A 13,308-nucleotide genomic window follows, 5' to 3' on the forward strand; every position below is an offset into this window, starting at 1 on the left:
TTTTTTGCGATTGTAGTAATCTTTTTCATATCTTTGCAGCCATAAAACATATTCTCTTACCTTGTAAGTAAGAGAATAAAATTGGATAATAAAAGTACTCCTATACAAATAGGAATACTTTTACAAATTCTAGTTTTTAGGGCTTTTTCTTTTTGTTTGGATGGATTGTTGCAATCACTTTTTTATTTGCTTTACTCATCGCATTGTTGTCAAAAGAAGCAAGGTAAACGTGAGTTACCTTTTCAGAAGTATGTCCTAAGCTTTCACTAATCACAGAAATGGCCACTCCTTCGTCTTTGGCAGTGGTGGCCCAGCTATGGCGGGCTACATAAGATGTTAATGGAATGCTTAACCGTAACATCTTCGAAAGTGTGTGTAAATGTTGGTTGTAGAGCCGTAAAGCACTTTTGTATTGTCTGTAACCATCTTCCCCGGTCAGTGATAATATCGGTAGCAAATAGGGGGAAGAGGCGGCTTCGTTCTTATACCTATTTATAATCTGTGCGGCATACGACTCTATATGTACGGACAATTGCTGACGGGTCTTATGGCGGTAATAATAAATGGTATTGTGCTTGACATCCGTTTTGCGGAGATGTACAAGGTCTACGAACGGAATGCCTCGTAAGTAAAAACTTAACAGAAACATGTCGCGGCTGAAACGCAAGGCGGGTTTCTTCTCCAAATCAAGATTTACCAAGCGCCGGATTAGTAAAGGAGAGATGGCCCGTTTGGCGGTAGGCTCATAACCGGTGAATACATAGGCGAACAAATCGTCTATACTGTGTGTGAATGGAATGCCTTGTTCGGCAGCTTGGTGAGAGATGGAACGGAGCATACGCATATAGGTGGATATGGTATTATGGCGCCGTCCTTCACCGAGCAGCCGGTCTTCGTATTGCTTGATGAGGCTGGGGGTAAGCTCTGCAAAAGTGATGGAACGGTGGCCGACGAAGCGGAAAAAGCTGTTCACTGTACTGGTATATATACCGGATGTACTGTATCGTCCGGCTTGTTTTGTCCGCTGTATCAGGGAAGCGGAAAAATTATGTATAGTATTCATAATCTGAATTTTAATATTTTAAATACATATAAAACAACCTTGAGCATGAAATGATTGTATGGCAATCAATGCACGCTTAGGGGAGAAATGGTAAAATTTCTATATAAATTCAGATATGTATTCTCCGGGCAGACAGGAGGAGGGTTACAGTATGCCCGAACGTACCCGACTCAGTGTTTCGGGGGTCATCAGCAGATAGGACGCAATGTGCGACAAAGGAGCCCGCTTGATGACTTCGGGCTGATGTTCCATGAGCTGGTTATAGCGCTCGCGTGCAGTCTCAAACCGCCAGGAGTCAGCCTTTATCTGTGAAACAATCAGGGAATATTCCAGAATCTTCCGATAGAACATGTTTATTTCCCATGAGATTTCGGTAAGTGTCAGCAGCTTGTTGTATGGCAGCAGGTATACGACACTCGGTTCGAGTGCCTCAATCATGAGGTGGGTGGGTTCCTGCTTCAAGGTACTTTCTATGCAGATGATGATGCAGCCTTCATAGGAAAAGTGTTCGGTGACGTCTTTACCGTTTTTATAATAGAATTGGCGCAACATGCCTTTTCCTACAAATACGATATTATGGCTTATCTGCCCTTCATTGAGTAATAATGCGCCCTTTTCTACTTCCTTGCGAATGAGGATTTCCTCTATCAACCTTCTTCCCTCGGGAGCCATGCCTGGATAGCGGGAGTTGATAGCGGCATCTACGGTTTCTTTCAATAGTGCATCCATAAAGCCATAATTTGTTTGTTCGAGGGGCAAAGATAAGGTTTTTACGAGAAAAAATCAGCTCCGTATGAAACTTTTGTTTACCCATTTCATGCCATACCAGCGGCGGACGAAAATGAAGCCGCGGATATTCTCGTCCAACAGGAAGGCTACCCACATGCCGCAGATACCCCAGCCGAAGGGGAAGCCGAAAAGGTATCCCACACCTACAGCTACACTCCACTGCACCACCAACCCTACGTAGAAGGGGTAGTTGACATCTCCTGCCGCACGAAGGGCGTTGGTGGCGAAGATGTTGATGGGGCGGCCTATTTCGAGGAGTACATCTATGATAAGGATGGTGGCACCCATACGTATGATGTCGGGGTTGGACGTGAGCCAGCCAAAGATGGCATGCCCCGAAAGGGCGAGGATGCAGGACAGCATGACGGTAATCATGACGGATTTCTTCATGACGTATTTTCCCATAAGGAAGGCTGCGTGAGGTTTCTTCTCGCCTATCAGATGCCCGATACAGATGGCGCCGCCTTGTGCCATGGAGATGCTGAACAGATAAGCGAACATGATGATGTTGACACAATAGGTACGGGTGGCGAGCGCTTCCACTCCCAGCATGTTGATGAAGTAGGTGATGACGACTTGCGACGAGCTGTACGACAATTGTTCGCCGGCGGAGGGCAGGCCTACCTTCATCAGGTTCTTTAGTTCTATCCACGGAAAAGGGCGGAAGTATGCCGGTGGGAAACGGTGGATGTGCTTGCGGAACAGTATGACGAACAGTATAATCATGGAGACACCCCGGCTGAAGGCTGTGGAGATGGCGGCGCCTTCCACGCCCAGTTCCGGAAAGCCGAAGCGGCCGAAGATGAGGGAGTAGTTGCCGATGATATTGAGGATATTGACTACGACGGTGACCATCATCGGGTAGATGGCCTTGTTGGCACTGCGCAGGGAGGCGGAGAGGGTGAGGGATAGTGCCTGGAAGAAGGCGAAAGCGCCTACGATACGCATATAGTCCATGCCGTCCTGCATCAGTTCAGCGGTGAGCCCCATCAGCCGGAGGATGGGATGGACGCAGGAGAACAGTACCAGGCTGACCGTGATACCTACCGCCAGGTTGACGAGGATGGATACGCCGACTACTTGCACTACTTTCTTGTGTAGTTTCGCACCGAGATACTGGGAACACAGAACGGACGTTCCGAGGTTGATGACTTCGAAAACGAGGAAAGTGAGCATGATAATTTGGTTGACTACCCCTACGGCGGCAACACTGTTGTCCGAGTGGCGGCTCAGCATGATGGTGTCCACCGCACCGAGCATCATGATGAGAAGTGTCTCTATAAAAATGGGGGCGGCCAGCTTGGCAAGCCGCTTTTTTAGGCTTTCTTGTTGTATCATTGTCCGTGTATGTGCACTATACTTTAAAAATCGCGCAAAGATAAGGAAAGGTTGAAAAGGACGGTTTGATATGTATCAAATTTTTTTTCTTGTTTTAGGGTTTGAGTGTTAACGTGTTATCTCAAATTGTATGAAAACGGTGAAAAAAATATGTAGGAAAGATTTGCACAGTCCAAAAGTTTGCCCTACATTTGCACCGCATTTGAAAAGAATGCTGGTTATAAAAAAGGAAGTTTGGGTGAGTGGCTGAAACCACCAGTTTGCTAAACTGACGTACGGGTAACCGTACCGGGGGTTCGAATCCCCCAGCTTCCGCCAGATGCACTCTTAGCTCAGTTGGTAGAGCAACTGACTCTTAATCAGTGGGTCCAGGGTTCGAATCCCTGAGGGTGTACAAGACAAATGCGAGGGTGGGTTCATCTAACGGTTAGGATACATGCCTCTCACGCATGGTATACGAGTTCGATTCTCGTACCCACTACAAAAACAAGAAAGCGGTTGACTGATGAAACGGTTAACCGCTTTTTGTTTTTCATTTTTCTGTTGTAATCCGAAAATAGTTTCTATATTTGCACCCGCTATGGCGAAATGTATATTCTATATCTTGTTAGGGTTGTTCCTCATATCGAAGTTCACTTCCGTTTCTGATGATATGGAGGGATGTAAGACACTCCCTACTGCGGATGTGCATTATTTCTCCGGAGCCCAGCACAGCTTGTCGGGGGCAGATGGCAGACAATGCCAGGAAAAAGGGGAGGACGCGAATTATAATTGCCTGGCAGATGCCGGTTGCATAGGAAATACCTTCTCATTACGGCATGCCTCTTGCTCGAAATTGTTGAGGCTTAATCCGGACTTCATTGCCGCCAAGGTTGCGAGAACCCTGAAAACTCTGCTCCCGGAAGAAAAGACAACTTCTTTCCCCTTTACTTTCCATCCCCATAAGATTTCATATAGATATTATGTATATACGCTGAGGCGTATTCTTATTTAGTACTTTCCCTTCCTCTCTTTCGGGAGCCAGAGAGATTGCCCGTCTCCCCATGCCGAGTTTTTCTCTATTTTTTAAGTACTGATAATCAATATATAATGGATTTTCTATTAGATTTTATTCTCCATATCGATCAGTATATGATTGATATAGTGCAGGAATATCATATGTGGGCGTATGCCATATTGTTTCTGATTATTTTCTGCGAAACGGGGCTGGTGGTCACACCTTTCCTGCCGGGCGATTCCCTGCTTTTTGTGGCGGGAGCTATTGCCGCACTGCCCGACATGCCTCTCGAGGTCAATGTGCTGGCTTTGATATTGTTTGTTGCCGCGGTATTGGGCGACTCTTGCAACTACATGATAGGGCATTTCTTCGGGCAAAGGCTCTTCAATAATCCCGATTCCAGAATATTCAAGCAAAGCCATCTCGACAAGACCCATGAGTTCTATAAGAAGTATGGAGGCAAGACAATTATCATAGCCCGTTTTGTGCCTATCGTCCGTACGTTTGCGCCATTCGTGGCGGGGATGGGTAAGATGCATTACTATTACTTCATGCTGTACAACCTGATTGGGGGCGCCTGCTGGATTGCCATCTTCTGTTATGCGGGTTATTTCTTCGGTGACCTTCCGTTTGTACAAGAGAACCTCAAACTGCTGATTGTGGCCATTATTGTGGTTTCCATACTGCCGGCCGTGGTAGAAGTGCTGCGTGCAAGACTGAAACAACGAAAACAAAAATAAATTAATATACTTAGTACATTTATCCATTATGAAGAATTCTTTTTTTAGCCGGTTCACACCGAAAGAACCGAAATTCTTTCCTTTGCTGAAGCAATTGTCTGAGATTTTATTGTCCTCGTCGGCTCTGTTGATAGAAATATTGGGCCATGACTCGCCTGAGAAGAGGGCGGAAGATTATAAACGAATCAAAGATTTGGAGCGCGAGGGCGATAAGCTGACCAATCTGATTCTGGATGAACTGGGTACTACTTTCATTACTCCTTTTGACCGGGAGGATATCCATGACCTGGCTTCGGGCATGGATGATGTGATTGATGGAATAAACAGCTGTGCCAAGCGTATCACTATCTATAATCCGCATCCTATTTCGGACAAGGGGAAAGAGCTGGGACATATGGTTCAACAAGAAGCGGCCCTCATCGGCCAGGCCATGGATGAACTGGAGGCATTCCGCAAGAGTCCGGATAAGCTGCGCGCATATTGCAACCAGCTGCATGACATAGAAAACCGGGCAGATGATATTTATGAATTTTTCATCACCAGGCTTTTTGAAGAAGAGAAGGACTGCATTGAACTCATCAAAATCAAGGAGATTATGTATGAGTTGGAAAAAACGACGGACGCAGCCGAACACGTGGGCAAGATTTTGAGGAGCCTGATTGTGAAATACGCATAAACGAACGGACGCATGGAACTATTAGTGATTATCATTGTACTGGCTCTGATATTCGATTATATCAACGGTTTTCATGATGCGGCCAATTCTATTGCCACCATTGTGTCTACCAAAGTGCTTACACCGTTTCAGGCGGTGATATGGGCGGCTTTCTTCAATTTTGTGGCCTTTTTCATCGCCAAGTGTGTCATCGGCGGTTTCGGCATTGCCAACACCGTATCGAAAACGGTGATGGAGCCTTACATTACTTTGCCTATCATTCTGGCCGGCGTGATTGCGGCTATTGCCTGGAATCTGTTCACTTGGTGGAAGGGAATCCCTTCCTCTTCTTCGCACACGCTTATCGGAGGTTTTGCCGGAGCTGCCATCATGGCACACGGTTTTGAGGCCATCCAGTTGAGTATCATTCTGAAGATTGCGGCATTCATTTTTCTGGCTCCCTTGATTGGTATGGTGGTGGCATTTGGTTTTACGTTGTTGGTCTTGTACATTTGCCGCAGGGCGCATCCCCATACGGCCGAGGTGTGGTTCAAGAAACTGCAGCTGGTGTCTTCGGCTTTGTTCAGCATCGGGCACGGTCTGAATGATTCACAGAAGGTAATGGGTATCATTGCTGCGGCTATGATAGCCGGACATTCGGAAGGACTGGGAATGGGGATAAACAGTATTGATGACCTGCCGGACTGGGTGGCATTCTCTTGTTTTACGGCCATTTCACTCGGTACCATGTCCGGCGGGTGGAAGATTGTGAAGACCATGGGGACTAAGATTACGAAGGTGACGCCACTGGAAGGGGTGATTGCGGAAACTGCCGGTGCGTTTACGCTTTATCTGACGGAGTATCTGAAGATTCCGGTAAGTACGACACACACCATTACGGGAGCTATTATCGGAGTAGGGGCCACGAAGCGGCTTTCGGCTGTGCGTTGGGGAGTTACGAAGAGTCTGATGACCGCTTGGGTGCTGACTATCCCCGTCAGTGCTTTGCTGGCAGCAGGGATTTATTGTATCGTATCCCTTTTTTAGAAGTGCTGCCGCATAAAAAATAGACGGGTTCGTTTTATTTTGCATGAGGTTTGCACTATCTTTGCAGCCTGAAACTGTAAAATAGAATGCACATTGGACTGGCTATATAGTTTATTCGTCGAGCACTCCGCCTTGCAGGCGGTTGTGGTACTCTCACTGATTTCCGCTATCGGATTGGGATTGGGGAAGATACATGTTTGCGGCATTTCATTGGGAGTGACGTTTGTATTCTTTGCCGGCATCATTGCCGGGCATTTCGGGTTGTCCATAGACCCGCAGATGCTGAATTATGCGGAAAGCTTCGGGCTGGTGATATTTGTGTATGCTTTGGGTTTGCAGGTGGGACCGGGCTTTTTCAGCTCTTTCCGTAAAGGAGGGGTACAACTGAATATGCTCGCCACGGGTGTAGTGCTTATCGGCACCCTGCTGACTGTACTGGGCAGCTATGGGTTGGGAGTATCCCTGCCGGATATGGTGGGCATACTTTGCGGTGCCACGACAAACACACCGGCACTCGGTGCGGCACAGCAGACATTGAAACAGATGGGATTGGAGTCCAGTACCCCTGCTTTGGGGTGTGCGGTGGCATATCCGCTGGGGGTGGTAGGGGTCATTCTGGCCGTACTGTTCATCCGTAAGACGCTGGCGCATAAGGAAGACCTGGAATTGAAAGAGAAGGATGACGTGAACAAGCCTTACATTGTTGCGTTCCAGGTGCACAATCCTGCCATCTTCAACAAGAGTATCAAGGAAATAGGCGGGCTGAACAGCTATCCGAAGTTCGTGATTTCCCGCTTGTGGCGGGATGGGAATGTGAGTATTCCTACCTCGGAAAAGATTATAAAGGAAGGTGACCGCCTGCTGGTGATTACCTCGGAGAAAAATACGCCGGCTCTGACCGTGCTTTTCGGCGAGCAGGAGCATACTGATTGGAACAAGGAAGATATAGACTGGAATGCCATAGACAGCCAGTTGATTTCGCAACGTATCGTGGTGACGCGCCCGGAGTTGAACGGCAAGAAGCTGGGTTCTCTCCATCTGCGTAATCATTACGGTATCAATATCAGCCGGGTTTATCGTAGCGGCGTGCAGCTGCTGGCCACAGCGGAACTGACCTTGCAATTGGGTGACCGCCTGACCGTAGTGGGCGAAGCCGCTGCTATACAAAATGTGGAGAAGGTGCTGGGCAATGCTGTGAAAAGCCTGAAGGAACCGAACTTGGTGGCGGTATTTATCGGCATTGTCATCGGTCTGGCTTTGGGAGCAATTCCTATTTCCATTCCCGGCATCAGCGCTCCCGTGCGGCTCGGATTGGCAGGAGGCCCTATCATCGTAGGTATTCTTATCGGGACATTCGGTCCGAGGATGCACATGGTGACTTATACTACGCGCAGTGCGAACCTGATGCTCCGTGCATTGGGATTGTCTCTTTACCTGGCTTGCCTGGGACTGGATGCAGGTGCCCATTTCTTCGATACGGTATTCCGGCCGGAAGGGCTGTTATGGATTGCTACGGGTTTTGCGTTGACTGTGGTTCCGGTATTGATTATGGGTATCGTTACCTTCAAGTGGCTGAAGATAGATTTCGGAACAATGGCGGGTATGCTGTGCGGAAGCATGGCAAACCCCATGGCGCTGAACTACGCCAACGACACAATTCCGGGAGACAATCCGTCTGTAGCTTATGCTACGGTTTATCCGCTGTGCATGTTTCTACGGGTAATCATAGCCCAAGTGCTGCTCATGTTCTTCATTAATGGATAATGAAGAATGAGGGATATTATCAACTGTCAATTATCAACTATCAATTAAATAACTATGGGAAATATAACTCCGGAAAGTATTGTCAATGACTTGCGTTATTTGCAATTATTATCACGCAGTTTTCCTACCATTGCTGATGCCAGTACGGAAATCATCAATCTGGAGGCCATTCTGAATCTGCCGAAAGGTACAGAGCATTTTCTGACGGATATTCATGGCGAGTATGAGGCTTTTCAGCATGTGCTGAAGAATGCATCGGGGGCAGTGAAACGTAAGGTGAACGAAATATTCGGGCATACACTGCGCGAAAGTGAGAAGAAGGAAATCTGTACGTTAATTTATTATCCGGAAGAGAAGCTGCAACTTATCAAGGAGCAGGAAACGGACCTGGATGACTGGTATTTGATAACACTGAACCAGTTGGTAAAAGTATGCCAGAACGTTTCGTCCAAATATACCCGTTCGAAAGTACGCAAGGCACTTCCGGCAGAGTTCTCGTATATCATTCAAGAGCTGTTGCACGAATCGAGCATCGAACCTAACAAACATGCCTATATCAATGTCATAATCAGTACCATTATCTCTACGAAGCGTGCGGATGATTTTATTGTGGCGATGTGTAACCTTATCCAGCGCTTGACCATCGACTCGCTGCATATCGTGGGCGATATATACGACCGCGGACCGGGTGCGCATATTATCATGGATACTCTCTGTGATTATCATAATTTCGACATCCAATGGGGTAACCACGATATTCTGTGGATGGGTGCCGCATCGGGTAATGATGCTTGTATAGCCAACGTAATCCGTATGTCGATGCGCTATGCCAATTTAGCAACGCTGGAGGATGGTTATGGCATCAATCTGTTGCCGCTTGCGACGTTTGCCATGGATACCTATGCGGATGACCCTTGCACCATCTTTGCACCGAAAATGAACTTTGCCGATGCGGAATACAATGAGAAGACCTTGCGGTTGATTACACAGATGCACAAGGCGATTACGGTTATCCAGTTGAAACTGGAAGCGGAAATCATCAGCCGTCGTCCTGAGTTCGGTATGGAAAACCGGAGACTGCTGCATCTGGTGGATTTCGAGCGTGGTGTGTTTGTATACGAAGGCAAGGAATATCCGTTGCGCGATGTAAATTTCCCCACCATAGACCCGGCGGACCCGTATCGTCTGTCGGACGAAGAGCGCGAACTGATGCACCGGATTCATTCTTCTTTCATGAACAGCGAGAAGATGAAGAAGCACATGCGCTGCTTGTTTACGTATGGCGGCATGTATCTGGTGTGCAACAGTAACCTGCTTTATCATGCTTCCGTGCCTCTGAATGCGGACGGCAGTTTCAAACATGTCCGCATCGGTCAAAAGGAATACTGGGGACGCAAGTTGCTGAAAAAGACCGACCAGCTGATACGTACCGCTTACTTTGACGAGGACGGTTCGGACGAGAAACAGTTTGCACTGGATTATGTCTGGTACATGTGGTGCGGACCGGATGCCCCTTCCTTCGATAAAGACAAGATGGCTACCTTTGAACGCTATTTTGTGGCCGACAAAACATTGCATAAGGAGACGAAAGGACATTACTATGCCTTGCGCAACGAGGCTGAGGTGTGTGACCGCATTCTTGAAGAGTTCGGCGTGAAGCCGGGGCCACATTCGCATATCATCAACGGGCATGTACCGGTAAAGACCATTAAAGGTGAGAAGCCTATCAAAGCGGATGGTAAGCTGCTGGTGATTGACGGTGGTTTTTCAAAAGCCTATCAGCCGGAAACGGGAATTGCGGGATATACGCTGGTATATCATTCCCACGGCTTGCAGTTGGTGCAGCATGAGCCGTTCCAGAGCCGTCAGAAAGCCATTGAAGAAGGGCAAGACATCAAGTCTACAACCCTGGTTGTCGAATTCAATTCGCAGCGTATGATGGTGAAGGATACGGACAAAGGAAGTGAACTCGTTACGCAGATTCAGGATTTGATGAAACTGCTGGTGGCGTATAGGACGGGGTTGATTAAGGAGAAACAATAATTTATAATTTCAGTATCGTCACCCCGCCCTCTACAATGATGCCTTTGTCATAGGTTTTCCCTTGGGTGTAGTAGCGGCTGCCGCCATAACCGCCGGTGAGGAATATGCCGAAGCGGTCGGTCAGGTGGTATTCCAGATTGACACGTGCCTGGAGGGCATAGAGACGTGCCGGAATGCCGTAGTCCTTGTTCTTGAAGGTTTCTATATGTTGGTATCCCAGATCTCCGCTGATAAACAGCTGTTTGTAGAGCGGTAGTTCAAGACCGGCACGGTAGAAGAGGGCAGCGGAAAACTTATCGCCAAAATCCAGATAATGGGTACCGCCACCGAGGATGGTATAGAAGAGCCGGTTCTTGAAACGGGCACCTACATTCAGCTTGGTGGCATTACCACCGAAAAACATCAGTTGAACTTTTGTTTGGGGATTGGCATTGACTAATCCCAATTGGAAACCATCTAATTTTTCTTTGTAGTAGTTGAATAGACCTATTTGAAGCCCTTTGGCACGTATGGCCATATTGGCAGCGCCTATTTGTAATCCTCGGGCTGTACCACCCACCACATTGCCCAGGCCGGAAACCTGAACACCGGTCATATCTCCGGCGGTGATGTTGGCAAGGGTGGACATCTGCATGCCATTCAAGTCTTCACCGATTACACTTAGCAGGCCGGCCCCTGAAAATCCTTTGAAATTTCCGCCGGAAATATTGGCGAGTCCGGCAAAGTGTATGCCGGAAGCACCTTCTCCGCTGATATTCAACAGGCCGCCTATGGAGGCGCCACGATTATAGTCCCCACTGATGTTTGCCAGACCGGAAATGATGACGCCTTGCGCATGGGTTCCGGTGATACCTACCAGTCCCGAAACGGATACTCCGATAAGGTTGTTGCCATTGATGTTGGTAATTCCTGCTATCTGCATGCCTCGCATGCTTCCCCCCACCATATTTGACAGACCTGCCATCTGTACACCGTTCACATCCCTGCCGGTTACACTGCCAAGAATATTCATGCCGAGGCCATTCAGACGGTTCATGGAGGAGAACACACCCAGATTGAAGCAGGTGCTTCCTATGGTATCAGTCCGCTGTGTGGAGATGTTTTTCCATAAGGAGATATTGATACCTACCGGGCCATGGTCTGTTCGTGGAGAGCGTTGTTTCCGGAAAGATTTTTCGGAGGATTTCTGAATCGTATCCGGCTGTACGCTGCCCGGATTATGTTCTTGGGCAAGAGCTGTCCCTGCAAAAAGCAGGGACACAAGGAGGAGGGAAAGGTTTCGTTTCATACTTTTTTCTATATTTCGTCCGGCCAGGGAGCTGGTTGGCGGGTGGCACGCAACAGAGGGCGCTGCGCATCCACAGACCGGAGGTAATTACTTAATTTCCGTGACAACTCTTTGACAACTTCAGGCTTCTCTCGGGCCATATCATGTTTTTCACTGATGTCGGCGGGGATGTTGAAAAGTTCCCGTCTACCGTCACCGAAATAATACACCAGCTTCCACTCGCCCGAACGGATGGAGCAAGTGGCTCCGATGCCCGGGCCGGAAGGACCCCAGCTATTGGGATAATGCCAGTAGATATCACGGTCTTTCATTTTACCTTTTCCGGTGAGCAATGGCATGAAACTGATGCCGTCGCGTTGCTGTACGGTTGTATAGTTATCTACGCCTGCCATCTCAAGGATGGTGGGGAAGAAGTCCTCTATCATCAGGTAATGGTCGCATTGGGTTTGGGGCGTTACGATGCCCGGCCAGCGGACAATCATCGGTTCACGTATGCCTCCTTCGTAGGCGGAACCTTTACCACTGTTGAGCGGATAGTTCTGGACATGCAGTTGTCCGGCGCGGGTATGGGCCGCCAAACCGCCATTGTCGGACATGAAGATGAGGATAGTGTTTTCCGTCAGGTTGTTCTTGTCCAGATAATCCATAATGTCTCCCAAACTTTTGTCCATACCCTCAATGAGAGTAGCATAGGCGGCTTCTACCGGAGGAAGGCCTTTGTCCAGGTACTTCTGGTAGAAACGCATGTCAGGTTGTATAGGGGTATGGATGGCATAGTGTGCCATGTACAGAAAGAATGGCTTGTCAGTCTGCTGTGCATCGTCCAGGGCCTTCATGGCCTCTATGGTAAGGGCTTCACTTAGAAAAGTGTCGGTTCCATGATATTTCTCCAGACCGGGTACGGCAGCCAGCGGGCTTTTACCGTCTGTTTTGTTGCCGAAATTCTCCTTGCCATAGTAGCTGGCAGGTGAACCGGCAGCATGTCCGGCTATGTTCACTTCAAACCCCATTTTCAACGGGTCGGCTCCGGGAGTGCCTTCAGCACCGAAGTGGGCTTTTCCGCAATGAATGGTGTGATAGCCATGGTCTTTGAGCACTTCGGCCAGGGAGGTGACTTGTGTGGTCCGTTCCACGCCAGGCTCTTGACAAATGCCGTTAACGTTCCATTCCGGATAAATCATGACCGAGTCGGGTTGTTCATGGGTAGTGTTCTTACGGAGGGTCCAACTGGTGACTCGATGCCTGGCAGCATTCATTCCCGTAAAAAGGCTGACACGCGTAGGTGAACTGATGCTGCATGCATAGGCCTGCGTAAACATTTTGCCTTGTGTAGCCATCCGTTCCATGTTGGGAGTATGGTACGTATCGTTGTACTTGGTACGCTGTGTCCAAAAGGGGAGGGACGTGTCTTGCCATCCCATGTCATCCACTAGGAACAGAATGATGTTTGGCTGCTCTTTTGGAGCAGGTACGGCATCCCCAGGCGGCATGCCATACGCTTCTCCCGCCATTCCGCATATCGGAAGCATGGCGGATAATAATAATTCGTTTCTCATTTAGATAATAATTTAGAAAGGGTTAGAT

At 48.2% G+C, this 13,308-nt stretch carries 11 protein-coding genes and 3 tRNA genes; 9 read left to right on the forward strand and 5 right to left on the reverse strand.

Annotation, left to right across the window (positions count from 1 at the left end):
* Positions 1-136: 136 nt before the first annotated feature.
* From ABUA47_RS18190 to ABUA47_RS18200, 3 genes are all read right to left on the reverse strand, one after another.
* A complete protein-coding gene (locus ABUA47_RS18190) occupies positions 137-1,063 on the reverse strand; it encodes a tyrosine-type recombinase/integrase (protein ID WP_034525571.1) in 927 nt (308 codons plus the stop codon).
* Between the two features lie 144 nt (positions 1,064-1,207).
* A complete protein-coding gene (locus ABUA47_RS18195) occupies positions 1,208-1,792 on the reverse strand; it encodes a Crp/Fnr family transcriptional regulator (protein WP_005828036.1) in 585 nt (194 codons plus the stop codon).
* A gap of 54 nt (positions 1,793-1,846) precedes the next feature.
* The gene (locus ABUA47_RS18200; RefSeq protein WP_120137549.1) at positions 1,847-3,190 is read right to left on the reverse strand and encodes an MATE family efflux transporter; all 1,344 of its coding nucleotides are present in this window, start codon (positions 3,188-3,190) and stop codon (positions 1,847-1,849) included.
* A 228-nt stretch (positions 3,191-3,418) separates the two neighbouring features.
* Here ABUA47_RS18200 and ABUA47_RS18205 point away from each other — a divergent pair.
* The 9 genes from ABUA47_RS18205 to ABUA47_RS18245 all read left to right on the forward strand — a co-directional run bounded on the left by ABUA47_RS18205 (position 3,419) and on the right by ABUA47_RS18245 (position 10,436).
* A tRNA-Ser gene (locus tag ABUA47_RS18205) sits at positions 3,419-3,508 on the forward strand.
* A gap of 3 nt (positions 3,509-3,511) precedes the next feature.
* Positions 3,512-3,584 (forward strand) — tRNA-Lys (locus tag ABUA47_RS18210).
* Positions 3,585-3,599: 15 nt separating this feature from the next.
* Positions 3,600-3,671 (forward strand) — tRNA-Glu (locus ABUA47_RS18215).
* A 99-nt stretch (positions 3,672-3,770) separates the two neighbouring features.
* Positions 3,771-4,184, forward strand: coding sequence for a hypothetical protein (locus ABUA47_RS18220; RefSeq protein WP_005828038.1), 414 nt, complete (start codon positions 3,771-3,773; stop codon positions 4,182-4,184).
* Positions 4,185-4,279: 95 nt separating this feature from the next.
* Positions 4,280-4,927 carry a DedA family protein gene (locus ABUA47_RS18225; RefSeq protein ID WP_005828039.1) on the forward strand — a complete coding sequence of 216 codons (648 nt, stop codon included), beginning with the start codon at positions 4,280-4,282 and terminating at the stop codon, positions 4,925-4,927.
* A 28-nt stretch (positions 4,928-4,955) separates the two neighbouring features.
* Positions 4,956-5,603 carry a DUF47 domain-containing protein gene (locus ABUA47_RS18230; RefSeq protein ID WP_005828040.1) on the forward strand — a complete coding sequence of 216 codons (648 nt, stop codon included), beginning with the start codon at positions 4,956-4,958 and terminating at the stop codon, positions 5,601-5,603.
* A 12-nt stretch (positions 5,604-5,615) separates the two neighbouring features.
* Entirely contained in the window at positions 5,616-6,629 is a 1,014-nt protein-coding gene (locus ABUA47_RS18235) for an inorganic phosphate transporter (protein WP_005828041.1), read from the forward strand.
* A gap of 93 nt (positions 6,630-6,722) precedes the next feature.
* A complete protein-coding gene (locus ABUA47_RS18240; RefSeq protein ID WP_005828042.1) occupies positions 6,723-8,393 on the forward strand; it encodes a putative transporter in 1,671 nt (556 codons plus the stop codon).
* Between the two features lie 54 nt (positions 8,394-8,447).
* Positions 8,448-10,436 (forward strand): fructose-bisphosphatase class III, encoded by a 1,989-nt coding sequence (locus ABUA47_RS18245; protein WP_035448160.1) that lies wholly within the window; start codon positions 8,448-8,450, stop codon positions 10,434-10,436.
* Between the two features lies 1 nt (position 10,437).
* On the opposite strand, the gene ABUA47_RS18250 is transcribed toward ABUA47_RS18245, so the two are convergent.
* Positions 10,438-11,724, reverse strand: coding sequence for an LA_2272 family surface repeat-containing protein (locus ABUA47_RS18250; RefSeq protein ID WP_035448162.1), 1,287 nt, complete (start codon positions 11,722-11,724; stop codon positions 10,438-10,440).
* A gap of 8 nt (positions 11,725-11,732) precedes the next feature.
* Positions 11,733-13,280 carry a sulfatase gene (locus tag ABUA47_RS18255; protein ID WP_035448164.1) on the reverse strand — a complete coding sequence of 516 codons (1,548 nt, stop codon included), beginning with the start codon at positions 13,278-13,280 and terminating at the stop codon, positions 11,733-11,735.
* Positions 13,281-13,308 lie beyond the last annotated feature (28 nt).

The sequence above is a fragment of the Bacteroides sp. RTP31139st1_H2_RTP31139_211217 genome (genome assembly GCF_040227615.1).
Lineage (GTDB): Bacteria > Bacteroidota > Bacteroidia > Bacteroidales > Bacteroidaceae > Bacteroides > Bacteroides uniformis.

Excerpts from the sequence above, each read along its gene's own strand:
- ABUA47_RS18190 (WP_034525571.1), bottom strand. The coding sequence starts at position 1,063 with ATGAATACTATACATAATTTTTCCGCTTCCCTGATACAGCGGACAAAA.
- ABUA47_RS18195 (WP_005828036.1), bottom strand. The coding sequence starts at position 1,792 with ATGGATGCACTATTGAAAGAAACCGTAGATGCCGCTATCAACTCCCGC.
- ABUA47_RS18200 (WP_120137549.1), bottom strand. The coding sequence starts at position 3,190 with ATGATACAACAAGAAAGCCTAAAAAAGCGGCTTGCCAAGCTGGCCGCC.
- ABUA47_RS18220 (WP_005828038.1), top strand. The coding sequence starts at position 3,771 with ATGGCGAAATGTATATTCTATATCTTGTTAGGGTTGTTCCTCATATCG.
- ABUA47_RS18225 (WP_005828039.1), top strand. The coding sequence starts at position 4,280 with ATGGATTTTCTATTAGATTTTATTCTCCATATCGATCAGTATATGATT.
- ABUA47_RS18230 (WP_005828040.1), top strand. The coding sequence starts at position 4,956 with ATGAAGAATTCTTTTTTTAGCCGGTTCACACCGAAAGAACCGAAATTC.
- ABUA47_RS18235 (WP_005828041.1), top strand. The coding sequence starts at position 5,616 with ATGGAACTATTAGTGATTATCATTGTACTGGCTCTGATATTCGATTAT.
- ABUA47_RS18245 (WP_035448160.1), top strand. The coding sequence starts at position 8,448 with ATGGGAAATATAACTCCGGAAAGTATTGTCAATGACTTGCGTTATTTG.
- ABUA47_RS18250 (WP_035448162.1), bottom strand. The coding sequence starts at position 11,724 with ATGAAACGAAACCTTTCCCTCCTCCTTGTGTCCCTGCTTTTTGCAGGG.
- ABUA47_RS18255 (WP_035448164.1), bottom strand. The coding sequence starts at position 13,280 with ATGAGAAACGAATTATTATTATCCGCCATGCTTCCGATATGCGGAATG.